The organism is Mesotoga sp. Brook.08.105.5.1 (assembly GCF_002752635.1).
Lineage (GTDB): Bacteria > Thermotogota > Thermotogae > Petrotogales > Kosmotogaceae > Mesotoga.
Genome location: NZ_AYTW01000041.1, coordinates 53,427 through 77,731 on the forward strand (window position 1 = coordinate 53,427; position 24,305 = coordinate 77,731).

Annotated in this window: 30 protein-coding genes; 12 read left to right on the forward strand and 18 right to left on the reverse strand. The window is 46.9% G+C overall.

Annotated features, from left to right (window positions below; all coding sequences use genetic code 11):
* Positions 1-19: 19 nt before the first annotated feature.
* The 13 genes from atpG to V512_RS12295 form a co-directional block, all read right to left on the reverse strand.
* On the reverse strand, positions 20-853 hold the full coding sequence (atpG, locus tag V512_RS12235) for an ATP synthase F1 subunit gamma (RefSeq protein ID WP_099830776.1): 834 nt from the start codon (positions 851-853) through the stop codon (positions 20-22).
* Between the two features lie 6 nt (positions 854-859).
* Complete coding sequence (gene atpA, locus V512_RS12240) at positions 860-2,374, reverse strand: F0F1 ATP synthase subunit alpha (protein ID WP_099830741.1); 1,515 nt, start codon at positions 2,372-2,374, stop codon at positions 860-862.
* The gene (atpH, locus tag V512_RS12245) at positions 2,371-2,922 is read right to left on the reverse strand and encodes an ATP synthase F1 subunit delta (protein ID WP_099830742.1); all 552 of its coding nucleotides are present in this window, start codon (positions 2,920-2,922) and stop codon (positions 2,371-2,373) included. The genes atpA and atpH overlap by 4 nt, the downstream gene beginning before the upstream one ends.
* Positions 2,919-3,404, reverse strand: coding sequence for a F0F1 ATP synthase subunit B (atpF, locus tag V512_RS12250; RefSeq protein ID WP_099830743.1), 486 nt, complete (start codon positions 3,402-3,404; stop codon positions 2,919-2,921). The genes atpH and atpF overlap by 4 nt, the downstream gene beginning before the upstream one ends.
* A gap of 33 nt (positions 3,405-3,437) precedes the next feature.
* Positions 3,438-3,683, reverse strand: coding sequence for a F0F1 ATP synthase subunit C (locus V512_RS12255; protein WP_099772236.1), 246 nt, complete (start codon positions 3,681-3,683; stop codon positions 3,438-3,440).
* A gap of 13 nt (positions 3,684-3,696) precedes the next feature.
* The gene (atpB, locus tag V512_RS12260) at positions 3,697-4,536 is read right to left on the reverse strand and encodes a F0F1 ATP synthase subunit A (RefSeq protein ID WP_099830744.1); all 840 of its coding nucleotides are present in this window, start codon (positions 4,534-4,536) and stop codon (positions 3,697-3,699) included.
* On the reverse strand, positions 4,526-4,876 hold the full coding sequence (locus tag V512_RS12265; RefSeq protein ID WP_099830745.1) for a hypothetical protein: 351 nt from the start codon (positions 4,874-4,876) through the stop codon (positions 4,526-4,528). Before V512_RS12265 ends, atpB begins: the two co-directional genes overlap by 11 nt.
* Positions 4,812-5,096: an AtpZ/AtpI family protein gene (locus V512_RS12270; RefSeq protein ID WP_243392425.1), complete on the reverse strand. Its 285-nt coding sequence runs from the start codon at positions 5,094-5,096 to the stop codon at positions 4,812-4,814. The genes V512_RS12265 and V512_RS12270 overlap by 65 nt, the downstream gene beginning before the upstream one ends.
* 18 nt (positions 5,097-5,114) lie before the next feature.
* A complete protein-coding gene (polA, locus tag V512_RS12275) occupies positions 5,115-7,805 on the reverse strand; it encodes a DNA polymerase I (protein ID WP_099830746.1) in 2,691 nt (896 codons plus the stop codon).
* Positions 7,805-8,146: a carboxymuconolactone decarboxylase family protein gene (locus V512_RS12280; RefSeq protein WP_099830747.1), complete on the reverse strand. Its 342-nt coding sequence runs from the start codon at positions 8,144-8,146 to the stop codon at positions 7,805-7,807. The genes polA and V512_RS12280 overlap by 1 nt, the downstream gene beginning before the upstream one ends.
* A gap of 9 nt (positions 8,147-8,155) precedes the next feature.
* Positions 8,156-8,968 (reverse strand): TatD family hydrolase, encoded by an 813-nt coding sequence (locus V512_RS12285; RefSeq protein WP_243392426.1) that lies wholly within the window; start codon positions 8,966-8,968, stop codon positions 8,156-8,158.
* The gene (locus tag V512_RS12290) at positions 8,934-10,013 is read right to left on the reverse strand and encodes a DUF933 domain-containing protein (protein ID WP_099830748.1); all 1,080 of its coding nucleotides are present in this window, start codon (positions 10,011-10,013) and stop codon (positions 8,934-8,936) included. Before V512_RS12290 ends, V512_RS12285 begins: the two co-directional genes overlap by 35 nt.
* Before the next feature lie 174 nt (positions 10,014-10,187).
* Positions 10,188-10,868, reverse strand: coding sequence for a Crp/Fnr family transcriptional regulator (locus V512_RS12295; RefSeq protein WP_099830749.1), 681 nt, complete (start codon positions 10,866-10,868; stop codon positions 10,188-10,190).
* 239 nt (positions 10,869-11,107) lie between these two features.
* Between V512_RS12295 and V512_RS12300 the strand changes: the two genes are divergently transcribed.
* The 5 genes from V512_RS12300 (at position 11,108) to V512_RS12320 (ending at position 16,237) form a co-directional block, all read left to right on the forward strand.
* Positions 11,108-11,680: an HAD family phosphatase gene (locus V512_RS12300; protein ID WP_099830750.1), complete on the forward strand. Its 573-nt coding sequence runs from the start codon at positions 11,108-11,110 to the stop codon at positions 11,678-11,680.
* 29 nt (positions 11,681-11,709) lie between these two features.
* Positions 11,710-13,053, forward strand: a complete 1,344-nt coding sequence (locus tag V512_RS12305; RefSeq protein ID WP_099830751.1) for a sugar ABC transporter substrate-binding protein — start codon at positions 11,710-11,712, stop codon at positions 13,051-13,053.
* A 64-nt stretch (positions 13,054-13,117) separates the two neighbouring features.
* Positions 13,118-14,038: a sugar ABC transporter permease gene (locus V512_RS12310; protein WP_243392427.1), complete on the forward strand. Its 921-nt coding sequence runs from the start codon at positions 13,118-13,120 to the stop codon at positions 14,036-14,038.
* 11 nt (positions 14,039-14,049) lie between these two features.
* On the forward strand, positions 14,050-14,880 hold the full coding sequence (locus V512_RS12315) for a carbohydrate ABC transporter permease (protein ID WP_099830753.1): 831 nt from the start codon (positions 14,050-14,052) through the stop codon (positions 14,878-14,880).
* A 25-nt stretch (positions 14,881-14,905) separates the two neighbouring features.
* Positions 14,906-16,237: an SH3 domain-containing protein gene (locus V512_RS12320; protein ID WP_099830754.1), complete on the forward strand. Its 1,332-nt coding sequence runs from the start codon at positions 14,906-14,908 to the stop codon at positions 16,235-16,237.
* 4 nt (positions 16,238-16,241) lie between these two features.
* Here V512_RS12320 and V512_RS12325 read toward each other — a convergent pair whose 3' ends face one another.
* Positions 16,242-16,814, reverse strand: a complete 573-nt coding sequence (locus tag V512_RS12325) for a hypothetical protein (RefSeq protein ID WP_099830755.1) — start codon at positions 16,812-16,814, stop codon at positions 16,242-16,244.
* Positions 16,815-16,924: 110 nt separating this feature from the next.
* On the opposite strand from V512_RS12325, the gene V512_RS12330 reads away from it, so the two are divergent.
* From V512_RS12330 to V512_RS12360, 7 genes are read left to right on the forward strand one after another with little or no spacing between them, the layout of a single operon-like run.
* Positions 16,925-17,302 carry a DUF1292 domain-containing protein gene (locus tag V512_RS12330; RefSeq protein ID WP_099830756.1) on the forward strand — a complete coding sequence of 126 codons (378 nt, stop codon included), beginning with the start codon at positions 16,925-16,927 and terminating at the stop codon, positions 17,300-17,302.
* A 48-nt stretch (positions 17,303-17,350) separates the two neighbouring features.
* Complete coding sequence (locus V512_RS12335) at positions 17,351-18,016, forward strand: 5'-methylthioadenosine/S-adenosylhomocysteine nucleosidase (RefSeq protein WP_099830757.1); 666 nt, start codon at positions 17,351-17,353, stop codon at positions 18,014-18,016.
* Positions 18,013-18,360, forward strand: coding sequence for a histidine triad nucleotide-binding protein (locus V512_RS12340; RefSeq protein ID WP_243392428.1), 348 nt, complete (start codon positions 18,013-18,015; stop codon positions 18,358-18,360). Before V512_RS12335 ends, V512_RS12340 begins: the two co-directional genes overlap by 4 nt.
* Positions 18,357-18,965, forward strand: coding sequence for a methyltransferase (locus V512_RS12345; protein WP_099830759.1), 609 nt, complete (start codon positions 18,357-18,359; stop codon positions 18,963-18,965). The genes V512_RS12340 and V512_RS12345 overlap by 4 nt, the downstream gene beginning before the upstream one ends.
* The gene (locus V512_RS12350) at positions 18,946-19,659 is read left to right on the forward strand and encodes an ABC transporter ATP-binding protein (protein ID WP_099830760.1); all 714 of its coding nucleotides are present in this window, start codon (positions 18,946-18,948) and stop codon (positions 19,657-19,659) included. The genes V512_RS12345 and V512_RS12350 overlap by 20 nt, the downstream gene beginning before the upstream one ends.
* On the forward strand, positions 19,653-20,441 hold the full coding sequence (locus V512_RS12355) for an ABC transporter ATP-binding protein (protein WP_099830761.1): 789 nt from the start codon (positions 19,653-19,655) through the stop codon (positions 20,439-20,441). The genes V512_RS12350 and V512_RS12355 overlap by 7 nt, the downstream gene beginning before the upstream one ends.
* Entirely contained in the window at positions 20,435-21,112 is a 678-nt protein-coding gene (locus V512_RS12360) for a DUF554 domain-containing protein (RefSeq protein WP_099830762.1), read from the forward strand. The genes V512_RS12355 and V512_RS12360 overlap by 7 nt, the downstream gene beginning before the upstream one ends.
* Here V512_RS12360 and V512_RS12365 read toward each other — a convergent pair.
* From V512_RS12365 to V512_RS12380, 4 genes are read right to left on the reverse strand one after another with little or no spacing between them, the layout of a single operon-like run.
* Positions 21,105-21,956: a thiamine pyrophosphate-dependent enzyme gene (locus V512_RS12365; RefSeq protein WP_099830763.1), complete on the reverse strand. Its 852-nt coding sequence runs from the start codon at positions 21,954-21,956 to the stop codon at positions 21,105-21,107. The two genes, V512_RS12360 and V512_RS12365, sit on opposite strands and share 8 nt — an antisense overlap.
* Complete coding sequence (locus V512_RS12370) at positions 21,953-23,623, reverse strand: 2-oxoacid:acceptor oxidoreductase subunit alpha (protein WP_099830764.1); 1,671 nt, start codon at positions 23,621-23,623, stop codon at positions 21,953-21,955. The genes V512_RS12365 and V512_RS12370 overlap by 4 nt, the downstream gene beginning before the upstream one ends.
* A 53-nt stretch (positions 23,624-23,676) precedes the next feature.
* Complete coding sequence (gene rd / locus V512_RS12375) at positions 23,677-23,835, reverse strand: rubredoxin (RefSeq protein ID WP_099830765.1); 159 nt, start codon at positions 23,833-23,835, stop codon at positions 23,677-23,679.
* 17 nt (positions 23,836-23,852) lie between these two features.
* The gene (locus V512_RS12380) at positions 23,853-24,206 is read right to left on the reverse strand and encodes a class II SORL domain-containing protein (protein WP_099830766.1); all 354 of its coding nucleotides are present in this window, start codon (positions 24,204-24,206) and stop codon (positions 23,853-23,855) included.
* Positions 24,207-24,305: the final 99 nt, after the last annotated feature.

Genomic DNA, 24,305 nt, shown 5'->3' on the forward strand with positions numbered 1-24,305 from the left:
CTCACACCTCCAAAATCAATTAACCGTTAAGCGCTTCAGCGCCGTTTACGACTTCGATTATTTCCTGTGTGATATTCGACTGGCGCAGTTTATTCCTAACCAGAGTCAGTTGCTCTATCATGTTCTTTGCATTCTCGGTTGCGTTCTTCATTGCAGCTTGTCTGGAGAAGAGTTCCCCGACCTTCGTTTCATATAAGCCCTGAAGAACTTTGGCTACAAGCCACGAATTAAGCACATCTTCGTACAGAACCTCGATTTCAGGTTCGAAATCAAATAAGTCGTTGTCTGGCTTCTCAAAATCTTCAACGGGAAGAAGCTTGACAGTCTTCGGTATCTGAGCGAGCGGATTCTTGAAACTGCTGAAAACCATTTTCAAGCCGGACGCGTTCTTGCTATCCATGATTTCTTCAATATCGTCAACGATAATTGCCGCCTCGTCAAGATCGGGAGTATCGAAGAAATGACTGAAAGGAGTAATAGGTACTCCGCTCTTCTTGAAATGACTTTCGGCCTTGATTCCCACCGTAACGATGTGTATGACGTTTGACTTTGCAACTTCGCGCTCGGCTGCCTTCATTATCTCTGCATTAAAGGCTCCCGCAAGTCCCATATCTGAGCTGACTACGAGAAGAATCTCTCCTTCACCCCCGGAGTCGGGATGGTTCGAATCTCCAAAATAAGCTCTGATGAGAGCCCGCTCCATAGCTCTTTCGTATAGCCTGACGAACTTCAGTCCCTTTTGAACTTTGTTGATTTTGGCCCGCGCGACCATCTCCATGGCGCGGGTAATCTGCATCGTCGAGTTCGTTGACTCGATGCGTTTCTTAATCGTACGCAGTTTACCCTTGCTCACCGTCAATCAACCTCGCTCTTCAAGCTGCTTCTTGGTGTCTTCTATAGCTTGCTTAAGACGGGTCTCTATACCTTCCTCTATGACCTTCTTCTCTCTTATTGAAGATAGTACATCACTGTAAGAGCTGCGAAGCGTCTTGAGTAGAGAGGCCTCGAATTTCGAAATCTTCGAAGTTTCCATTTCGTCAAGATAACCCTTTGTTCCGGTGTAAAGAACAGCGACCTGTTCTTCAACCGGCATTGGGACGTACTGATCCTGCTTGAGAAGTTCCGTAAGCTTCTCTCCCCTCGTGAGTTGGTCGCGGGTGGCCTTGTCGAGTTCGGTCGCAAACTGAGCAAAAGAGAGCAAATCTCTGTACTGAGCAAGCTCGATTCTCAGACTTCCTGCAATCTTCTTCATAGCCTTAATCTGCGCAGCCCCTCCAACCCTCGAAACCGAGAGGCCGACATTGATTGCAGGTCGATTTCCCGCATAGAAGAGGTTGGGATCCAAATAAATCTGTCCGTCCGTTATGGATATTACGTTAGTCGGTATGAATGCCGATACATCGTTTGCCTGCGTCTCGATGATCGGTAAGGCGGTGAGAGAGCCTCCACCGAAACTCTCGTTGAGCCTTGCAGCCCGCTCTAGCAATCTGGAATGCAGATAGAAGACATCTCCGGGATAAGCCTCCCTTCCAGGCGGCCTTCTCAGCAACAATGAAAGCTCTCTGTAAGCGGATGCATGCTTGGAAAGATCATCGTAGATGACAAGAGAGTCCTGGCCCTCAAACATGAAGTGCTCGCCCATTGCAGCTCCCGCATACGGAGCGAGATAGGAGAGAGATGCCGTATCTGAAGCCGAAGCAAAGACAATCGTCGTATACTCCATTGCCCCGAACTGATTCAGCTTATCGATGATCCTGGCAAGGGCGGCCGTCTTCTGACCAATTGCGACGTAGATGCACTTCACGCCCTGTCCCTTCTGGTTTATTATCGCATCGATTGCTAGGGCCGTCTTCCCGGTCTGCCTGTCCCCAATTATCAACTCTCTCTGTCCTCTTCCAATGGGGATCGTCGCATCTATTGCCTTTATTCCCGTCTGTAGAGGAGTGTCGACCGGTTTTCTCATTACAACTCCAGTCGCCTTCACTTCAACTGGCCTGAATTTCTTTGTTTGAACAGGCCCCTTTCCATCTAGTGGAATTCCGAGAGGATTCACGACTCTTCCCAGGAGCTCAGGTCCTGTGGGGACCTCCATGATCCTGCCGGTCCTTCTGACGAGGTCGCCTTCTTTTATCTCTTTGTATTCCCCTAGAATAACTATACCTACATTATCCTCTTCAAGGTTCAATGCAAGACCGAAGACGTTATTCTCGAATTTCACGAGCTCATTTGCCATTACACCTTTGAGGCCGTATGCCCTCGCAATGCCGTCACCTATTTGTATTACCTTTCCCGCTTCGAAATAATCAAACTCTATGTCAGTCTTCTCTAGCTGATTCTGTATGACTTTCGTAATCTCAGATGGACTGATTTTCACTCAATCACCTCCCGAGGGCCCGAGCCCAGCTCCTGGCTCACTCTCTTTAAACGACCGCTGAGACTTGTGTCTATTACTTCGTCTCTGAACTTAATTACATATCCTGCAATGAGAGATGGATTAATATTGACCTTCATAACCCCCTCCATTCCAGTCTTTTCTCTCACTTTCTTGAGAATGGCAACTCTCTCTTCAGAACTGAGAGCTACTGCCGAATCGACTTCAACATCAATCCTGTTGCTTTCAAGCAAAAGCCTTGCACCAAAGGAGATCACGATATCTTCCAGCAATTCAAGCCTCTTCATAGAGACCAGAAGCGAAATCAACCTTTCAATCTGTTCCAGAGGTTTTTCAACGAAGCTAAGGAAGATCCTTACCTTTCTCTCTGCATCGAGAGTTGGGTCGAATAGGAATTTCGAAAGGTCGATGTTAGAAACACTTTTAGAAAGCTCATGGAGCTGTTTCAGCCCTTGCTCTCTAGCCTCTTCGGGAAGGCTTAAGAAGAGAGCGTTGGCGTATTTTGCCGAAAGTGAAAGAATTCTCTTCACTCCTTATCACCCATGCTCTCCAAAATCCTCTTTGCATATTGCTTCCTTGCGTTTTCGTCCATTTCCTTTTGAAGAAACCTTCCTACTATGGCTACTGCGGCAGTTACTATCGCTCCTTTTACCTCATCGGCAGCTTCTTCCCGCTCACGCTGAATCTGAAGCTCGGCGGACTTATACATTCTCTGTATCTCGTCCTGTGCATCTTCTCTTGCCTGTCTTACGATCTCTTCCGCTAGCTTTTCAGCCTGTGCTACGATTTCGTCTGAAGCAGAACGCGCCTCTTCCATTTTTGCCTGGTATTCTCTTCTGAGTTCGTTGGCTTCAGTCCGCATTTTCTCGGCCTCAGCTATCTCATTGCTGATCTTTTCTTTTCGCTGTCTTAGGATGTCGAAGAATTTGTCAAATAGCACCTTCTTCAGAACAAAGAAGAGCAGCAAAAAGTTCAGTATCGACAATATGGCCGTCAGATTAAGTTCAATCAAGTTATCACCCCTCCTCTATTCAGGGGAAGATATTTAGACTACGAGAAGAATCATGAACGCTATAACAAGCGAATAGATTCCAGTTGTTTCAGCGATAGCGTCTGCAAGAATCATCCTCGTGGTCAAAGTACCGATCATTTCCGGTTGTCTTGCCATTGCCTCCATAGCACTTGCACCGATTCTACCTTCACCGATACCGGCACCGATAGCACCTATGCCCATTGCCAGTCCGGCACCAATGAACTTTCCCATCAGCATCAAGCCTTCTCCAATATCCACTGTGAAAACCTCCTTACTCTATTAATGAGCTAATATATGCAATTGCGAGTATTGTGAAGATAAGCGCCTGGATCGCCCCGAAGAAGAGTCCGAAAATACCCCACAGAGCTGCAGGCAAAACAAAGTACTTCACAAGATAGCCAAGAATAAGTATCAGTATCGATCCGCCCATGATGTTTCCGAAAAGCCTCAAAGCATGTGATAATGGTTTTGCGATTTCTCCGATGATGTTAATGGGAAACATCCACCATATTGGTTCAAAGAAACTCTTTCCCCAACTCTTCCACCCTTTCACTTTTATCGCGTAGACGTGACTCATGACAAAAACGAAGAAGGCGAGCATAAGATTCATGTTCAGATCCGAGGTAGGAGCGTACCAGCTGTCTGAAAGAATTGTGAACTTCACTCCTCCACTTTCGAGAGGAATGGCGTTTATTCCAGGGAAGCTTCCGATGAAGTTTGAGACGATTACGAACAGAAACAGAGAGGCTGCAATATCGAATATCGGCCTCACAAACTCCTTTCTCGAAACTGAATCCTTCACGAGATCGTAGATATAGTCGAGCAACGCCTCCAGAAGACTTTGCTTTTTGCCGGGCACGAGCTTGAAAACCTTCACCCTGGTTGCCATGAAGATCACTATCCCCATTACCACCCACGTCATGATTATTGTTAGTGGATTGATCCTGCTGAGCGGCCCTTCTCCAAACGGCAGTTGATATATCCATCGCTGCCCAACGCCTTCAAGCTGGAACTTGTAGCCCGTGGCAACTATATAGATAATCACTGCAACATATCCGCCAAAGACAACCCCGAGGAAGATCTTGTCAGACTTAGTGAGATTAAGTTTCACAGAGCCACCCCCCAAAAGCAATTGCGGCGATTTTCAGATTCATCACTCCGAGAAAGCTTCCAAGAAAAAACTCGAGGGAGATGGTGGCTGCAGTTGCAAAACAGATACCGTACAGCACGTATCTTGCAATAAAGCCAGCGGGAACCCTCTTCTTTTCCCTGATTAGAGTGTGTGCATCATAGTTTAGCAGGAGCAAACCGATCATGGCAAACAATGTTCCGTAGAAGACACCCAGTTCTGACTCGCCCAGAGGTGTTAATGCAAGGACGGCGCTTTCAACCATTGCCAGGACTGCCAGTATTATCGATGTCTTGATCATCATTGTCCTTGTTTCTGTCATATCTCTCTGCCTCTTTCATCAAATATCTAATCCCATTATATATGCCTGAAAAAGCTCCGAAAAGCATGAAAAACGAAATCCAGAGTCTATTCATTCCGACGTACTTATGAAAAAGGTAGCCAATACCTCCTGAGACCATTATATTAGCAATTACAATAACTGCAAACTGATAGAGCGATGAGAGAGCCGTCCAGTCGATCTTACTTCTCTTATCCTTCAACTGTATTTGCTCTCCTTATCAACACCAGTAGTCACCTACAGAGATTTCGATATCCAGAGGAACACTCAAAGTTACAACTTTTGACATTCCCTCCTTCAGAATCTCTTTGAGTCTATCAAGCTCACTTTCGGGAGCTTCATAAACCATCTCATCGTGGACCTGAAGAATGGCAAAGCTCTCCATGCTGTTTTCGTTGAGAAGCTTATAGATCTTTATCATAGCCATCTTCATTATATCTGCAGCTGTTCCTTGAATAGGAGTGTTAATGGCAATTCTCTCGCCTTCCTGAATGACGTTTCGATTCCTAGTCTTAAACTGCGGTATCTCTCGCCTTCTTCCAAACATAGTTCTGACAAAGCCCTTCTCTTTGGCCTCAGAGATGGTATTGGAAATGAAGGACCTTACCTGTGGATAGGCTTTGAAGTAATTGGAAATCATTTCCTCGGCGACATTGGAAGGGATCTTCAGCCTATTTGCAAGTCCGTAAGAAGAGATGCCGTAAATTATCGAGAAGTTCACCATTTTTCCTATTCTCCTCTGCTCTTCTGTTACATCGCTTCCCTTGACTCCATAAAGATTTGAAGCAGTGAGGCTGTGAACATCTCTCTCGTTCTTGAAGGCATCTAGCAATTGCTCATCCTGGCTAAGATGTGCGAGAATTCTGAGCTCAATCTGAGAATAGTCTGCGCTGACTATTTTCCAGCCTTTCTTCTGGGGAACAACGCACTTTCTTATTTCCTTTCCCTCTTCATCTCTTATTGGAAGATTCTGCATATTTGGATTACTGCTTGAAAGCCTTCCCGTTCCCGTTCCCGTCTGATGGTAACTTGTGTGTATTCTTCCCGTCACGCTGTTCACAAGAGCAGGAAGCGAATCGAGATACGTTCCCTTCAGCTTCTGGTACTTCCTGTAGTCAAGAAGCTTCTGAACCGCCGGGTGTTCCCCTGCGAGCTCTTCAAGAGCGTACGCGCTTGTTGAATAAGAGCCGCTCTTGGTCTTCTTCGAAGGAGCGAGTCCCAGTCTGTCGAAAAGGACACGACCCACTTGAGAAGGAGAGTTAGGATTGAACTGCTCCCCGGTCAAAGTGAAGAGATCTTCAAGAATCTTGTCAAGAATCTTTCCGTACTTCTTTGACAGGCCGTTGAGCGAGGGAATGTCGAAGTACACTCCGTTCAATTCTAGATCGGCAAGCACAGGAATCAAAGCCAACTCTATGTCTCTGAGAATCTCCTCGAGCTCCTGTTCGTATATCTTCTTTCTCAAAACACCAGAAAGCCTCAGAGAGATGTCTGCATCTTCAACAGAATAACGTGCCGCCTCTTCCAGCGGCACTTTTGAAAAATCAGTGCCCAACTGGTTCCTCTTCATAAGGTCTTCGAATTTGATCGTCTTGTATCCAAGAAACTTCAGCGCCAGTTCGTCAAGATTAAAGCGTTTTGTATCCGGAGAGAGCAGATAAGCTGCAATCATAGTATCAAACTCAGGGTCGACCGGATGAATGCCGTTTACCGACAGTACCGAATAGTCGAACTTCAGATTTTGACCGATCACTTTCGTCGCTTCGTCTTCGAGCAGCTCTTTTAGTCTCTCGAGAACCTTATCTTTGTCAGCCTGCCATTCATTTGACTTGTGAGCGATTGGTATATAGTACCCGGTCCCTTCCTCAAAAGAGACAGAAATGCCTACTATCTCGGCTGAATGAGGATCCAGCGAGGAAGTCTCGAGGTCAATCGCGAACAGAGGATTTTCGCGCATCCTGGCAAACAGCTTTTCGAGCTCCTTTTCGCTCTTCAAGAGTCTGTATCCGTCTATATCCAAAAGCGAGTCATCTGCTTCATCGATCAGACTATACTCATTGATTATCGAGGAGAACTCCAACTTGAGCAGAACTTTCCGAAGATCACTCTTTCTGTAGCCTTGGTATTTTATATCATCCAGAGTGATCTTCAAGTCTTCATCATCTAAGAGTCTGACGAGTTCCATCGACAATTCCAGCGAGTTTCGCCCGTCAATTAGCTTCTTCCTAAGTCCCGGACTCAACTGTCTTATGTTCTCGTAAATGCCGTCGATATCGCCATACTCCTTCAGAAGCTTCTGAGCAGTCTTTATTCCGATTCCCGGAATCCCGGGGATGTTGTCGGATGAATCCCCTGCAAGAGATAGAAGGGCGTGAAGCCTCTCTGGCTCGAGTTCGAACTTCGACAGCACTCTCTTCTTGTCATAAAGCTCGAGATCGGTAAGGCCTGTAACGAAACGCAAAATGCGTATCTTATCATCTACAAGCTGAAGAAGATCCTTGTCTCCCGTAATGACCAGCACTTCGTCGACGTCATTTCTATAACGTTTTGCCGCTGTTGCAACTATATCATCGGCCTCAAGCCCGGCAATCGAAAGGAACTTGATTCCGAACGCTTCGACGAGCTCGGGAATATCCCTCAACTGTGCAACAAGAGCATCAGGCATCGCTTCTCTTGTAGCTTTGTAGGCCTCGTATGCCTTGTGACGCTTCGTCTCTTCTTTTCTGTCAAAGGCGAAGATTGCGTAGTCGCCTTCCTTCATTCTCTCTTTCGTGAACTTCGAAAGCATCCTGGCCGTTCCGAAGAGAGCATTGGTCGGCTCTCCCTTCGAATTAGTGAGGGTGACATCAATTCCATAATAACCGCGGTAGAAAATCGCGGTTCCATCGAATAAGAACAGTCTTCCGGGCATTACTCTGCCTCCAGTTCGTCTAGCAGCTCAACTGCCCTGCGAAAATGTGGTATGACGATTGAGCCTCCGACTACTAGTGCGACATTGAGCGCCTCCATAATCTCTTCACGACTTGAACCGGTAGCTTTACACTGGATTATATGATACGCAATGCAGTCATCGCACCTGAGTACTGCAGAAGCGACCAATCCCATAAGCTCTTTCGTTTTCGAATCGAGAGCCCCGTCTTTGTAAACGGCTCCATCGAGCGAGAAAAAACGCTTCGTCTCAATATTACCAGTTTCTAGAATTCTGTTATTCATTTTCTCTCGGAAACGCCTGAACTCTTCGAGTCTTCCCATAGTACCTCCCTATGATTTTAGTGAGAAAAGCTCGAGAGCGTTCTCGAAAAGCTTTACGGAACAGTCTACAGCCGGAATATTCTTCTGAGCGGCTATCTCTTCGATAACATACCCCACGTAGTATGGCTCATTCCGCTTTCCTCTTAAGGGAACCGGTGGAAGATACGGACAGTCTGTCTCGCAGAGAAGCCTCTCAAGGGGAATCTCTCTCGCAACTCTTCTTAGTTCATCGTTCTTCTTATACGTCACCGGTCCACCTATTCCCAAGAACAGGCCTAGATCGACAAACTTCCTGGCAAACTCGAGATCACCGGAAAAGGCATGAATTACTCCGTTGAAGTATCCTGTTGACTTTATTATCTCGTAGGCTTCGTTGTATGCATCGCGCACGTGAATAATTACGGGCTTTCCCAGTTTCGATGCAAGCTCTAGCTGTATTTCGAAGGCGTTGATCTGCGCATCGACTGGAGACAGGTTTCTGAAGTAGTCGAGGCCCATTTCTCCTAGAGCGACGGCCTTAGGATGAGAGAGGAGTTTTTCAAGTGTAAGCACTCCCTGTTCATCGAGCTCGCTGCTGTCGTGGGGATGGACCCCGGCGGAGAAAAAAGCGTTCTTTAAACCGCACACGGTGTCGGACGCCCTTCGAGAGTCCTTTACATTGGTTCCAACCTCTATAAGAAGAGAGATGGTGTCCTCTTCTATCTGGTCGATTATCCTTCCTCTGTCATGGTCGAACTGAGAAAAGGAAATGTGAGCGTGAGTATCTACAAGCTTCAGAGAGGTGAAATCAGGCATTGGCCAGGACATGGAAGATGTCACCATCCTTGACTATCTCCTCTTTTCCAACAACCTTAACCATGCCCCTGGACTTCGCTTCCTGCATACTCCTCACTGTCATGAATTCCTCGTATGGTATCACTTCCGCCCTTATGAAGCTTCTTTCGAGATCTGTGTGTATCTTTCCAGCCGCAGCTTTTGCAGGGGTGTTCTTCTTTATGGTCCAGGCTCTCACCTCGTCTTCGCCGACGGTCAAGAAGGAAATAAGTCCCATGTGTCGATACACGACTCTCGAAAGCCTTTCTATACCACTTTCGGAGATTCCGAGTTCCTCCATGAACATCTCCCTGTCCTCATCTGAAAGTTCCACAAGTTCTGCTTCAATCTTTCCAGAGAGTTCTATGTGCGCGAATCCACTCTCGTCTATTCTCGAGAGCAGCAAATCTCTCTCTGGATATTCACCCGAGGAGAACTGATTTTCATCGAGATTTATTGCAACGATGATAGGCTTGGCTGTGAAGAGGGCGAGCGAACCGAGCAACTTCAGGTCTTCCTCTGCAAAATCGATTTGGGAGGCAAAGCTGTTGTCTTCAAAGCCCTTTTCGATCAGGTGAAGAAGTTCTATCTCTCTTTCCTCTTCTGTTGAAAGTTTTCGTTTCTTTTTTGCTTCTTCAAGCCTTGCGAGCCGGTTTTCAACTACCTCCATATCACGAACCAGAAGCTCTGTCACTATGGTCTCCAGCTGCTTGACAGGTGTGTAGGCTTCGGTTGGCCAGGGAACTGAGGCGTCCTTGAACGCCCTTACTACTGCAAGAACCGCTTCAGAGTTCTGTATGAACTGGAGAACTCGATTCTTTTCCTTCTGGTTGGAGGAAAGGTCGTATCCAGGAATGTCCGTAAATGAAACGGTTGCATATACAGTCTTCTTCGGATTGAAGATCTTCGAAAGCTCGTCTACTCTCCTATCGTGGACTTTAGCAACAGCTGTATGGGCCTCGTTTTTGTGACTTGAATGGGGTTCAACACCGGTTAGGAGGGTGAACAGTGTACTCTTTCCACTCAATGGCAGACCAAAAATCCCTATTTCCATAACACCGCCTCCTCTTGACACATCAATACTATCAGAATGAAATCATGTTAGAAACATCGATCGACCTTAAGGAAACTCCAGGCCCAGAACGCTACGAGTTAGATCTGCGATCCTAAAAATGCGGAAAGAGCATAACTGATACTGCTTCAACCGCTTGGTAAATCGAACAGCTCCTCAAACAGCGCCCGTGATTCTCTTCAGAGCTTCTCTATCCAATATCTTGATCAGTTTGCCTTCCTGTCTGATTATATTCTCACCGACAAAACTGGCGAATACTCTCGAAAGAGATGGACGGGCAACTCCCAGAGCATCGGCAAGCTCTTCTTTAGTGCTCTTCAGCTCAAACTCGTTACCCAGGTCTTCGCTTTGTCTCAGAAGGAAATTAGCGAGCCGTTGGTTAAGCGTGTTGAGAGACAGCATCCAGATTTTCTCAGCCAGTGTGGTGAGTCTGTCCCCCATGTCTCTCAGCAGGTTTCTCAGAAAAACCTCATACTCTCTACAGAGCCAGATTATTCCATCCCTTTCAATGTACAGAACAGCGCTCTTGTCGGTTGAGACTATGTCGACCGGTATTACGTTCTTTGTGGCGAAGAGAAAGCCAGATGCAAGAATTGAGGGTGCTTCCATCGTTTCTATGGTTATTGCTTTCCCTGAGAAATCTTGCATTTGAGCTTTGGTACTACCCTGAAGAAGTATCAACATTTCATCGCAGAGAGCATTCTGTTCTTCGATCAACTCCCCTTGCAGGAAGAAGGTTACTCTGTGTCTCACACAACCAAATATCCTCTCAAGCTGTCCCACTGTTATCCCATCAAAGAGACCGCATCGACCGAGGTTGTAGATTAAAGGGTTCAAGAAACACCTCCGTAAAATGTTGATTCATCTTGATTATAACCAAAGCCCTTTGCTTTTTGCGCCCTTCTCCAGTCGCCATCGACGCGAAAACTTGATTTCTCGTCCCTCAAAATAGTATTATATTAAAGTACACTTTGGTATCTTCTTTTTTAGGGTTGTTACGAATGGGAGTTATAGCCATTTTCTGCTGTTAATGTCCATTCGTTGTACTCTTGTAAAGACATTACCGGGAGGTCGTCTTGAAGCTTTTTGTTTTCGATGTGGGAGGAGTAATAGCCGATAATACCAGCGTAGTTCCAGCTATTAGAAACTTCTTGGGGATTTCTGAACACGATTTCGTCGAAATTGCCGAGACGGAAAACCTTACTGCCTTGCAGACCGGAAGGATAACTGTTGGGGAGTTTGTTTTTTCTCTCTCCAGAAAGCTGGGCAGACCGGTTCCGGGGAATATCTGGGAGATGTTCTTCAAGCCCACCCCAGTTGAAGAGACCATAGAAATAATTAAGCAGTTGCGTAAGAGATATAGAGTGATTGCCGGAACAAACACAATTGAACCACATTACGAGGTACATAGGTCAAGAGGCGATTACAACATCTTTGACAGGGTCTACGCCTCGCACATTATTGGGTTTGCGAAACCCGATAGACGATTCTACAGACATATTCTTCATGAAGAGGATTGCGGGCCTGAGGAGGCTTTCTTCACAGATGATACGGCAAGAAATGTGAAAGCGGCGGCAGATATGGGAATTATCGCTTTTCAATTCACAGATCCATCGAGTCTACGAGAAAGACTCAAGGAGTACCTTTGAGTTAACTTCACATCGAAAGGGGTGTTTTTATGAAAAGGCTTAGCGTTATTCTTCTTGTATTGTTGATGCTCGCTGTTCCAATTTCTGCGCTCGGGAAGATCACAATCACCTGGTGGATCAACCCGTGGAGAATTGCACCTCCAGGCTTCCCGGCCGATAAGGCTCCGACGGAAGAGGACTTCCCGAAGTGGGCTGCCGAGGAGTTCATGAGACTTCATCCGGACGTTGAGGTTAAGTACGTAGTTGTCGGAAACACGGAGTATTCACAGAAGATGGCTGCGGCCATCGCGACCGGAACTCAGCCCGACATCTTCAAAGGCCCCGTTTGGGACAACAGATGGGTAGGAGCGGGACTGCTCGAGCCGATCGATGATTACATCTCTCCCGAAGACCTTGAAGACTTCTACGATCTTGCTCTCGAGACAGGTTATGTCGACGGTAAGCACTACATCTGGCCATGGAACCTCGGGACGAATGGCATGGGAACCAGCATGCTTCTCTACACTCCCGATTTCGAGAAGGCCGGCGTCGACTGGCGAAAGATAGTAGAAGAGGGCTGGACAATGGAAGAGTTTGTCGAAATCGCCAAGAAGCTTACATGGGATTCCGACGGCGACGGCAAGATTGACCATTATGCAATCAGCTTCGGAGCGCAGGACACGCACAACCTTATGAATTTCATCTATGCACATGGAGCGAAACTGACTAATGAAGATGAGACGAAGGTTACTTTCAATACTCCTGAGGCAGTTGCAGGTCTTCAGTTCCTTCTCGATCTAGTTGAAGTACACAAGGTCGCTCCTAGTGCCGTTGAAGCGATGGGAGTATATGATGTTATAGGTAACTTCCATTCTCACAGAACGAGCATCGGATTTGGCGGTCCTTACGAGATCGGTAGAATCACACGATACGTAAAATCCGGTCAGCTCACAGAGTCATTCTATCCGGTAATTGCCCCATTCCCTCACGTTGAAGGAAAGAAGGGTGCGTCATACGCTACTGCCAGCGGCTTTGTTGTCTTCAAGCAGAACGACAAAGCAAAGAGGGACGCCGTAATGGAGTTTGCGAAATTCCTGACAAACAAGGAGAACACGGCGCTGCTGGAAAGCTTGACTTATCTTACGGCGAGAAAGTCCGTTAATGCGATACTCTTCCAGAACGACGACTATCTCAACGAACAGGCTCAGACTTTTGCAAGAATAATGGATGAGACAGGTATGGACTTCTTTGGTTCTCAGAGCTTCCCTTGGTCGGAGATATCCAAGTTCTTCACCAGTTCTATGCAGGGAGCCTTTGGTAAGACAAAGACCGCTCAGGAGGCCCTCGATAGTTTTGTGACCGAGGCGAACCGGGCGCTCTCTTACTATTTTTGAGCAGATGAGTTGAAGGGAACAGCCCCCCGCCCCTGAGGGCACGGGGCTGTTCCCGTTTAATGGGGTGATCGATTTGGAGCAGATTCCAGTTAAACCAATAAGACGGAAAACTACCTTGAACGACGTGTGGAGGGGTAGATCGGGATATCTCTTCATTCTTCCGCATTTTGCCCTGTTTGCAGTATTCTTTCTTGTACCGGTTGGCTGGGGCATGTACCTCAGTATGTTCAAGTACAACGTCTTCTCACAGACATTTATCTGGTTCGACAACTATAAACGCATTCTGAGCGATTGGCTCTTTCTGAAATCTCTTAAGAATACCTTTTTTTACACATTCGGTGTTGTTCCTCTATGGCTCGGAAAGGCTTTGCTTGTTACAGTGCTCATCTACCCGTTCAGAAAAGGCATAAGAACTTTTTTCAAAGCGGCCTTCTATCTGCCGCATGTAACTTCTACCGTCATCATTTCAATGATCTGGCTATGGGTTTTCAATCCGAACTTCGGACTTCTGAACTATTTTATGACCGTTCTCGGGCTGGAACCGGTAGTATGGCTTGGAAGGTCCTTGACGGCAATGCCATCGCTGATAATTATGCAGGTAATAATGGGGGGAGGTTCGACTATAGTTCTTCTTTCGGCAGCGATGGCATCGATCCCCGAATACTACTTTGAGGCTGCCACACTGGAAGGCGCAGGCTCATGGACGGTCTTCAGAAAGATCACGGTGCCTTTGTTGAAGCCAACTATCCTCTATGCTCTCGTTATGGGAACGATCGCGAACTTTCAGACCTTTTCGAATATCTACATTATGACAAGCGGTGGTCCAGAGTTCTCAACAACGACAATTGCCTATTTGATTTATGAAACTGCCTTCAAGAACTATAACCTTGGGCTTGCTTCTGCAATGTCAATGGTTATGTTCGCAATCCTGGTTGTACTTGGAATAATCCAGTTCAAGTGGCTGGGATCCAATGTGGAGTATTGAGGTGATCGGTTATGAAAGCAAAGACCAAGACTAATATAAAAAAGGCGATCTCTTTGGTGATTCTCGGAGTACTCGCTTCCCTCGCCTTCATTCCTCTATACTGGATGGTGGCCACTGCCTTTACTCAGCCATCTTTGACCATGAAGTTCCCTCCGGATATCATACCAAAGAATCCTACTCTCCAGAACTTCAAGGACCTTTTCGAAAGGAAGATAATATTCAGATGGACTCTGAACAGCTTCATAGTTGCGGGTACGGTCACACTTGCTCAGATCTTTGTTTGTGCCATGGCCGGTTACGCCCTTGCAAAGAAGAAATTCCCAGGAAGCAAAGTGATCTTCTCTATATACATTGCATCGATGATGATACCTACGCAGGTAACACTTGTGCCTCTATACATCCTGATCTCGAAAATGGGTATGGTAGACACATATCAGGCGCTGATCTTGCCTGCGATTGCTGCTCCTTTCGGAGTATTTCTGATGAGACAGTTTATGGTCTCTGTTCCAACCGAGATCATCGAGGCGGCGAGAATCGATGGTGCAAGCGAATTCAGGACATTCACGAAGATAATCGTGCCTATTTCAAAGCCTGCAATGGCGGTGCTGGGGATTTTCACTTTCATGGGGCAGTGGAACAGTTTTCTCTGGCCGCTGATTGTTACTAACACTTCGGAGATGAGAACTCTTCAGGCAGGACTCTCTCTCTTGCAGGAACAGGTTCCAATGCAGTATTCGTATCTAATGGCCAGTGCTACTTACTCGGCAATTCCTATGATCATTGTTTTCCTTGCCTTCCAGAGGTACTTCCTGCAAGGAATTACAGTGGGAGCAATCAAATAGGCAGCGGGAAGGGGTGTTTTCGAAGATGAAGAAGGCTTCTGAGCGGTACATGGTCTTTCCGGAGAACGTTTCAAAAGAGATGCAGCAATCGAACTTCTGGTGCGAGAAGATGACAGATCCAGATGAAGAGTGGCTGAGTGAGGATGAGATTCATGCTTTCAACGGATCGGTTATCTCACGCGCTGAAGCTTCTGGTCGCGCTGCATTTGCCTGTAAGCTCGAAAACTTTCCTTTGAGACTTGTGTTTGATGAAGTAAGAGCAATGATCAACGGTTCAATTCCCGAGCACTTCATGCAAACTCCTCTTTTGAGCAATGAAGGAGAGATTGTCCCTTCGGGAATTCGCGGAGACATCGTTGACAATGCTACCGCTATCCTTGATCAGGATATTGCCGAGAAGTTTGGCATCGTGACTCGGAGGACTCATCTGAGAGCGCTTCCCACAGATTTCATTTCCTGCGACGAGTATATCGACAATGACCGCCTCCAGTTGACTTCTGTAAGCCTTGGGACACCATTTGTGGTTCTAGCGCGCAGCAGGGACACTTCGTGGCTTTTCGTTCAAACCCCAGGTTACAGAGGCTGGCTGAAGGCAAATGATTCTGCCGTTACGGAAAGCAGGCTCTCTGTACAGAACTTCTACCGGTCGAGTAACTTCCTCCTTGCAACTGGCAGCAGAGTAGAGATCGAGCCTGACCCCTTTGAACTAAATTCTTCGGGTTTGTTTCTGCAAATGGGAGACAAACTCCCTCTTGAGGATCCCGAAGAAAGCGAGAATCTCCATGCGCAAGGACCATTTGGTTGTTTCACAGTCAAGATTCCTGCAAGAGAGAGGTTGGGCTCGCTGAGTTTTCGAAAAGGCCTTGTGAGAATGAGCGAAGATGTAAGAATCGGGAACTTGAAGCTCACCGGCAGGGAGATATTAAATCAAGCCTTCAAGATGCTCGGCGAGCGTTACGGCTGGGGAGGCCTCTACAACAGGAGGGACTGTTCGAGATTCGTTCAGGATATCTTCGCCTCTTTTGGTCTCGTACTTCCCAGAGATGCTTGGGCTCAGGAAATGCTGGGATCCAAGAACAAAATTCTCTTCGAGGGAAATTCAGAAGAAAGGAAGATTCAGTTGCGGTCCCTAAGACCCGGAAATCCACTGTATATGCCGGGCCATACGCTGATCTATCTCGGTCAGGACAACGGGAGATTCTTCGCTATTCATGATGGAGCTGGCTACAAAGATTCAAAGGGGAAGAAGATTTCAGTGCATGGAGTTTTCGTCGTGGATCTGTCCCTCCGTACAATGAACAGCGATAAGAGCTATCTGGAACTGCTTACTTCTGCACTTCAAATAGATAAGGGCTAGGGCTCTAGTAGATCAGTTTCAGGAGCATCTCAAATTTTTTCATCTGTTTTTTGCTAATCAGTGGCAAACTCATAGGAAAGATGTTTTCAATGTCGTGAACAACCACTGCGAGAGATCTAGCTGTGTAATATGGTTCTTCGGTGACTTCTCTAAACCCTTCTTGCGGCTGCATCCAGTATTCCCATGGATCGGGAAGTCTCACAAATGGACTGGACGTTTCAACTTCAAAAACATACCCCATCTGGGGAAGAAGATACCAGTCAATTACACCCTCAACTTGCATGCGAGCAAAAATATGCCTCGATTTAATAACTGCCCTGGATGTTTTGAGTTGTTCAGCTATCTCGGTGATCTTGGCAGGATCGAGATACTTTTCCTCCTCTTCTCTAACGAGACCGCTCCCAGATTTCACGGTCTCAATTAGAAAAATCTCAGATTCATCAACTCCGAGTCTTATTCTCCGCCTATCGGGATGCTCTAGATACCACTGAATAATCAACTGGTGTCTTTCTGCCTCTTCGATAATTTCTACTGGCAAATCTTTTCCAAAGAGGAACTTTCTCTCGATTTCAAGCACTGCCTTCACACTCCAGATACAGTGTATACGATTATTCATCGGTCATCAAGTTGCGTCTTCAACGTTACTATGTTAGTATGAACCGAATCGCGAAATAATGGAGGTTTATGATGGAAGAAAGAGAAGAACTTGAAATGCATGACTGCGACGAATGTACAGATCCTGACTGTGATCATGATCATGGAGAGGATGCTGAGTTTGACAGATTTACGGTCACAGATGAAGAAGGAGTAGAACATCATTTCGACGTAATTGCCGAGCTTGAGAGCGATGGAAAGCTTTACTGGGTCGTCGAGGAGTTCTATGAAGAAGGACAGGATGTCTCACTGGCCGGAGAAGAAGATGGGTACATTGTTTTTAGAGTTGAATACGATGACGATGAGAATCCCTACCTATATTCCGTTGAAGATGAGGAGTTCGAAGAGGTGAACAAATCCTGGGCTGAACTCGTGAAAGAGATATCGGACGAGGACGACGAAGAAGAATAGGGGACCGGAGGTCCCCTATTTGTTATAATCCTCTATGGAGGTGTTGACATGATTCTTGCTCTCGGCGTCTTTCTTCCAGAAGTAAGACCTGTGATGGACAGTATGCTTGTCCTCGAATCGGGCGAGATTCTTGGAAGGCACTACTGCAGAGGAGTAATAGGCAATAACGAAGTCGTGGCCTGCGGAGGGTTTGTGGGCAAAGTCGAGGTCTCAATGATCACACAAAGGATGATAGATCGATTCAGCCCAAGACTTGCGGTCCTTACTTCGGGTGCGGCTGGGATAGATGAGTCCGTGGAAATTGGTGACGTTGTAGTCGGCACTGAATTCGAGGAGTACGACACAGTCTTTCCTCTCAGCGAAGGTAAGATGGTTATGAAGGCATCGGACAGTCTTCTTATGAGGTTCCTCAGAGTATATTTCAAGGCAGGAAAGTTTGGAAAGATTCTATCCGGCGATGCAGTAGTTGCAAACTCATCTATAAGAGATGAAGTGCACTCCTCATATGGAGGACTTGCACTTGACATGGATTCGGCACCATTCGCAAAAGTCGCTTACGAGAACGGTTGCGGATTTATCGTCCTGAAGACTATTCTCGACAGAGCTGACGAACAGTCCAATAGAGACTTCGACAGGAACTTCGCGAATCTTTCGGGAAGGTCCGCGGATCTACTTGTAGAGATAATGAAGAATCACTATATTGATAGGGAGTGAGATCATTGGACTGCATCTTCTGCAAAATCGCCAACGGAGAAATCAAGAGCAGTTACATTGCAGAGAACGAAACTTTCGTGGCATTTGACGACATCAATCCTTCGGCTCCGGCCCATATTCTAATCGTTCCAAGAAGGCATATCGCGAAACTCGAAGAGCTGGCAGAATGTGATGGAGTAGCCGTCAAGAGTCTGTTCTCACTGGTGAATGAGATCGTCGAGTCAAAAGGAATAAAAAGCAGCGGATACAGGCTCATAGTCAATCAAGGCAGCGATTCCGGTCAGGAAGTCGAGCATCTCCACTTCCATATACTCGGAGGAAGAAAGCTGGGCAGACTTGGATGAGAGAAGACTTTCGGCACTATTATACGGACCAGACGGAAGCTCCGGAAAGAGTTAAACCCGCCACGTTCAGGCTGAAGAACGGTCATTCGTATTCCTTTAAGAGTCCGGATGGCGTCTTTGCCTTCGGAAAAGCCGATAGGGCCTCTCTTATACTGATTGAAAACTGCGTTTTGGACGGCCAAGAGAATCTTCTGGATTTGGGCTGTGGCTACGGGCCAATAGGAATAACCCTCAAACTTGAAAACCCCGACCTAAAGCTTTTCATGAGTGACACTAATACCAGGGCGGTGACTTTTTCGAAGATCAATGCGAGGGACTTCAATCTGCTAGCTGACATCCGCAAAGGCGACCTCTACGATCCATGGGAGGGTTTTCGATTCGATTCGATTCTCTCTAATCCACCCATGGCTGCGGGTAAAGCGGTTTGGGAAAAGCTGATTTGTGAAGCGCCGAAATTCTTAACTGAAAATGGAAGACTTCAGATAGTCGCCTATCATAATAAGGGCGGGTCGAGACTTGAAGGGATAATGAAAACGACTTTCGGAAATGTTATTACTACGACGAAATCAGGCGGTATAAGAGTCTATGTCTCGAGAAAGCTGTGATATTCTTCTGTCTCTTGAAGCTGTAACCGTGCATGCCGATGGAAGAAAGATCCTGGAAAGCTTTTCTTTCGATGTTTCAAAGGCAGAAAGCGTAGCGCTTCTTGGACGAAATGGTTCGGGGAAGACAACCCTTCTTAGAACGATTGCCGGCCTGAAAAGATTCAGTTCTGGGAAGATTACTTTAGATGGCGGAATCGGAATGGTCTTTCAGAATCCCGAGTCTGCACTTTTTGGCGCGACCGTGGAAGAGAATCTTGCCTTTCCGCTTCAATCTCTGCAACTGGACAGGAACAGAATTTTCGAAAGAATCCAGCAATCTGCCAGGAAATTCGGCTTAACGGAGATTTTGGATCGAGACATCCTTACGCTTTCGGGTGGGCAGCGTCAGCTCGTATCCATTGCTGCCGCCTTGATTTCGGAACCATCTATTCTGCTGCTTGATGAACCTCTTTCTATGATGGATAGGCAAGATAGAGAGAGTATACTGCAAACGGTTTCAGAAATTGTCGGTTCAGAGACTTCTTTACTATTCGCAACTAATAGGTTCTCTGAAGTCGTGGGCTTTGATCGCTTCGTGATAATCGGAAACAGGAGAAAGCTCTTCGACGGGGGTATTGAAGAACTCAAGAGGACTCCTTCGGTATTCTATGAAGCCGGGATGTCGGTTCCTTTTGAGATAGTCCAGTCATGCTGAAGGTTCGTAAAGCATCATTCGCCTATAGGGGACCGGGCAAGGACTCGAGGATTCCGGCTCTTGAGAAGATTTCGTTTGATTTGAAGCGGGGAGACTTCGTGATACTTACTGGAAGGACCGGTGCCGGTAAGACTACACTTCTCCAGCTTCTCTGCGGTCTCATCGAACCCGATGAAGGAACAATTGATTGCGAATCCCGCGACCTCTCTTCGATCTCCTCGATGATCTTCCAGTATCCCGAGGATTGTTTTTTCAACGCCACGGTGAAAGAGGAGATAGAGTTCGGTATCAGGAGATCGGGAAGAAATGCTTCCAGACGTCTGGAAGAAATAGTCGAATCGATAGGCTTTGATCTTGCCGAGTTCGGAACGAGGAGACCTCTATCTCTTTCCGGCGGCGAACAGAGACTTGTCGCAATCGCCTCGATAATCGCGCTCGATAGAGAGATCATCTTGTTGGATGAACCGACATCCGGCCTAGATGAAAAGGCGGTCGCAACCGTACGGCAGATTTTGAACGTAGAAAAGAGTGAAAACAAGACGGTCGTAGTGGCGACCCACTGGCCGGCAGAGGTTATGGACTTAGCGACACATGTTATGAATCTCAAAGATGGAAGAATTGACTTTTTTGTTACTGTTGCTGACTATGTTGACCTTAATCTTCATCGGGAGCGACTTGAAGAGAAGGAGCGGTATCTGCTAAACTACTACAAACTTTTCCGCCGCTTCCCTCAAAGCGAAGAAGAGTTGATTCTATTCATTAGGAGAGATAAGAGATGTTGAATATTTCTGTCATTGTCAATACCGTCGCTGTAATCATCGGATCATTGTTAGGACTCTTCGGTGGAAAACTTCTGAAGGAGCGCTATAGAAAGGTCTTCTTTCAAGTAATAGGACTCCTGACAATGGGTCTGGGAATTAGCATGTTTCTCGATACCAACAGCGTCCTCGTCGTGCTCGGTAGTCTTATTGTCGGAGGGGCTGTAGGAGAATTCTTTGATATTGAGGAGAAGATAGGGAGGCTTGTGGGCAAGAGAAGCGAAGATGCAAACTTCGTCAAGGGATTCATAACTGCTTCGGTTCTCTTCGTTGCAGGCCCGGTGACGGTTATCGGATCGCTACGTGCAGGTCTCTCGGGAGAGAATGAGCTTATTTACATCAAATCCCTTATGGACGGGATATCATCTGTAATGCTTGCCGCGACTCTCGGGAAGGGTGTGCTCCTCTCTGCAGCAGCAGTATACCTTGTACAGGGAGGGCTAGTATCTCTTGCAGGTGTTCTTTGCTTTCTACAGACCCCTCAATACATGGGAGATTTCTCCGGTGTTGGGGGACTAATGCTTCTCGGGCTGGGAATCAGACTGCTTGAAATAAAAGAAATCAAGGTCGGAAACTTTCTTCCGGCCCTGATTCTGTCACCGATATTTACTTGGGTCTCTATGCTCTTTACCTGAAGGCTTCCATCTCAGCAGAAATATCAATCTGCTTTCTCTCATTTGCCAGAACGATCTTCTTTTTGAGAACAGGATGGAGTTCGTGATACGTCTCCTTTTCGTTCAAGTACAAAACTCCCATAGGAATCTTCTCGCCCCATTCTAGGGCCTTCTTTAAGGCGTTTGGCTTATCGGTGGGATCGTAGTTGCCGTTCTCTTCACTCACGTCGTAAAGCCTTTCCTTGTAAAACTTGAGCGTATTCACTTTGTTGAAAGTCACACAGGGCTGCATTATATCGACCACGGAAAAACCTTTGTGATTGAGCGCAGCAGAAACGACCTTGAAGAAGTGTTCCTTGTCACCAGTGAAAGTTCTGCCTACGAAGGCGGCGTCCATCGTTATCGCCAGTGCGAGAGGATTCAACGGCTCGTTCATAACACCCTGCAGCTGAGAGCTTGTCTTCTGGCCTTTACCGGTAGTCGGAGATCCCTGCCCCTTTGTGAGGCCATAAATCTGGTTGTCATGAATCAGAACAGTAACGTCGAAATTCCTTCGAATTCCATGAATGAAATGATTTCCACCCTCACCGTACATGTCTCCGTCTCCAGACTCGGCAATAACTGTGAGTTCCGGATTCACTGCCTTTATTGCAAAGGCAACTGGAAGGCTTCTTCCATGCAGTCCGTTGAAGAAACTGATATCCAAATAGTGAGGCATCTTGGCGGCTTGCCCTATTCCGGTTACCATCACAAAATGAGACTTATCTACCCCCATCTCCTCGAGAGTGCTCGCAAGATTCATTCTGAGGGGGAAGTTCCCGCATCCGGGACACCATGCCGGGTCAACTTCTCTCAAAAAACTCATATAATCCCCTCCTCTTTGAGCGTCTTCTCTATCCAGTTTGCGCTGATCGGACGGCCGTCGTATCTACCTATGTGCTCAATAGGGAGACCGGTCTTCGACCTCAGTAAACTGGCAAACTGCCCCGTGAAGTTCCCTTCGACGGAAACAAGTCTCTTCCCTTCCAGTTCTTCCTTAATCTCGGGATCGATTGGAAAGACTTCGGTGTAGTGGACGTAACCAATATCCTTTCTGCCAACAGTAAACTCGTCGATAGCTCCCCAGCTGTCGCCCCAACTTATTAGAATCAAGGGGGCATCGAGATTGAACTTGGCGGGAGCGGCAAGTTCACCGAGCAGAGTATCAATCTTTCTCATTCTCTTCTCGACCATCTTCTTCCTTATATTGAGGTCCTCGGTTATGAATCCATATTCATCATGTTCATCGGAGTCTACCCTAACCAAAGCCTTACCTCCGGGGACTGCTCTTGGAGAGATGCCGTCATCGGTAATCTCAAATCTTCGGTATCCTTCGTCTCCTTCAACAATGAACCTCTCGAGCAACTCGTCTTTGTGTATAGGTGCTTCTACGGTTGCCGAGGAGTCTACGAGCGATTCGGTTAGTAGAATGATCGCAGGAATCTGATATTTGTCGGCAATGAAGAACGCCTTTTCAGTTAACTCGAAGGCGTCTTTGGGGGTTCTTGGTGCGACAACGTACTTCGGAAATTCTCCATGTCCGGCGTTTACGACAAAGAGGAGGTCTTCTTGAGCCGTCCTCGTCGGCAGACCAGTTGCCGGAGCTGGACGCTGAGCATCGACTATAACCAGAGGAGTCTCAGTCATCGCGGCAAGTGAGACACCTTCTTGCATGAGCGCAAAACCGCCTCCTGAAGTCGTGACAAGAGAACGAGCCCCCGCGAATGCGCCACCGATAACCATATTCACTGCAGCAATCTCATCTTCGGCTTGTTCAACAACAATTCCGTGCTTCTCAGCGTTTGCGGCAAGGAATGTCATGACTCCCGTTCCTGGTGTCATGGGATATGCAGCGAGGAATCTGCAGCCGGCAGCTATCGCTCCCAAACCTGTGCCTTCAGTTCCGTTCATCAGAAAGTAGTCGTGCTTCTGGACGTCAAAATCGGGTACCTCTATCGACAGAGGAAGATCGTAACCTTTCTTCAACGCTTCGAGATTTGGTTTGATTACCTCTTCCTTTCCGGAGAAGACCTCTTCGATGAGTCGAGAAGAAATCTCCTTTTTTACTTTGAATAGGCTGAGGATAGCACCCAGCGCAACAACATTCTGAGCTCTTGGTTCCCCGGCCTCTTTGGCGATCGATTTGAAGGGAAAGTCTTTCACATTGAGCCTGAAATCGACATCCTCCTGTGTTACACGATCTGAGTCGGAATCGAACACAAGAGTTGTCCCATCGTGGAAGTACTCGAGCTGTGAAAGCGTAGTATTCTTGCTAAGAGAAACTACTAGATCGAACTCCTGCCGCATCGAGTGAAGAGGAGACTCTGAGATCCGAATTCTGTAGACGTACTCTCCGCCCCTTATTCTTGAGTGGTAACTTTTGTCTGTGAAGATGCAGTAGCCATTTCTGAAGAGACTTAGTGCAAGCATATCGCCAATTGTATTCAACCCCTGCCCGGCTTCGCCGGAAAGGGCTATCACATAATCTTTCACAATAACACCCCCGTTGAGGTAAAGAAAAGCGGGAGTGATTCTCCCGCCTCATCTCAGTCGACTGGTTCGAAGTCGTCTTTGCTAGCTCCGCAAAGCGGACAAACCCAATCCTCTGGAACATCCTCAAAAGTGGTCCCGGGATCTACGCCGTTATCGGGGTCTCCAATTTCGGGATCGTAAATATAACCGCAGATAGTGCATCTGTACTTCATCGTGCCAACCTCCTTAATCAGAAATCAACTCTCTTACTGCTCTCCCAGAGACCATGTATATTGCAGTAAGAGGTGGCGATTAGAGAACCTGACTTCTCCAGTTTCACATTGAAAACTGCCTTAGGCTGTGTTGTTACAGGAGTGAACTCGACGTGACCCAGATGAATCAGAAACTGGCCATCATCATAGATTGCGTACAGATCGAACCATTTGATGTGATGCTCGATAGTGTTTGGGTGAGAAATCTCTTTGCCCACCGTGATCTCTACATTGAAGGCTTCACCCGGCTTAATAGCTTCAGGGATGTCAATAACCGGCACGTGTTTTTCGCTTTTCCAGTCGGCGCTTTTAACATACTCACCAATTTGCATTTTATCCCCTCCTCGCATGATAATCTATATAAGGAATCGATAGCAATCATTGCAGAACTGCTCTATACAACAACTATAGAAATCACAGCAATTATACCA

What these genes read in the sequence shown, in the direction of transcription:
- rd (WP_099830765.1), bottom strand. Translation starts at nt 23,835, where the DNA reads ATGAAGTACAGATGCACTATCTGCGGTTATATTTACGATCCCGAAATT.
- V512_RS12290 (WP_099830748.1), bottom strand. Translation starts at nt 10,013, where the DNA reads ATGGAAATAGGGATTTTTGGTCTGCCATTGAGTGGAAAGAGTACACTG.
- V512_RS12365 (WP_099830763.1), bottom strand. Translation starts at nt 21,956, where the DNA reads ATGAGTTTTTTGAGAGAAGTTGACCCGGCATGGTGTCCCGGATGCGGG.
- V512_RS12280 (WP_099830747.1), bottom strand. Translation starts at nt 8,146, where the DNA reads ATGGGAAGACTCGAAGAGTTCAGGCGTTTCCGAGAGAAAATGAATAAC.
- V512_RS12360 (WP_099830762.1), top strand. Translation starts at nt 20,435, where the DNA reads ATGTTGAATATTTCTGTCATTGTCAATACCGTCGCTGTAATCATCGGA.
- V512_RS12335 (WP_099830757.1), top strand. Translation starts at nt 17,351, where the DNA reads ATGATTCTTGCTCTCGGCGTCTTTCTTCCAGAAGTAAGACCTGTGATG.
- polA (WP_099830746.1), bottom strand. Translation starts at nt 7,805, where the DNA reads ATGCCCGGAAGACTGTTCTTATTCGATGGAACCGCGATTTTCTACCGC.
- V512_RS12345 (WP_099830759.1), top strand. Translation starts at nt 18,357, where the DNA reads ATGAGAGAAGACTTTCGGCACTATTATACGGACCAGACGGAAGCTCCG.
- V512_RS12330 (WP_099830756.1), top strand. Translation starts at nt 16,925, where the DNA reads ATGGAAGAAAGAGAAGAACTTGAAATGCATGACTGCGACGAATGTACA.
- V512_RS12355 (WP_099830761.1), top strand. Translation starts at nt 19,653, where the DNA reads ATGCTGAAGGTTCGTAAAGCATCATTCGCCTATAGGGGACCGGGCAAG.
- V512_RS12285 (WP_243392426.1), bottom strand. Translation starts at nt 8,968, where the DNA reads ATGGTGACATCTTCCATGTCCTGGCCAATGCCTGATTTCACCTCTCTG.
- V512_RS12305 (WP_099830751.1), top strand. Translation starts at nt 11,710, where the DNA reads ATGAAAAGGCTTAGCGTTATTCTTCTTGTATTGTTGATGCTCGCTGTT.
- V512_RS12265 (WP_099830745.1), bottom strand. Translation starts at nt 4,876, where the DNA reads ATGACAGAAACAAGGACAATGATGATCAAGACATCGATAATACTGGCA.
- V512_RS12350 (WP_099830760.1), top strand. Translation starts at nt 18,946, where the DNA reads ATGTCTCGAGAAAGCTGTGATATTCTTCTGTCTCTTGAAGCTGTAACC.
- V512_RS12320 (WP_099830754.1), top strand. Translation starts at nt 14,906, where the DNA reads ATGAAGAAGGCTTCTGAGCGGTACATGGTCTTTCCGGAGAACGTTTCA.
- V512_RS12315 (WP_099830753.1), top strand. Translation starts at nt 14,050, where the DNA reads ATGAAAGCAAAGACCAAGACTAATATAAAAAAGGCGATCTCTTTGGTG.
- V512_RS12380 (WP_099830766.1), bottom strand. Translation starts at nt 24,206, where the DNA reads ATGCAAATTGGTGAGTATGTTAAAAGCGCCGACTGGAAAAGCGAAAAA.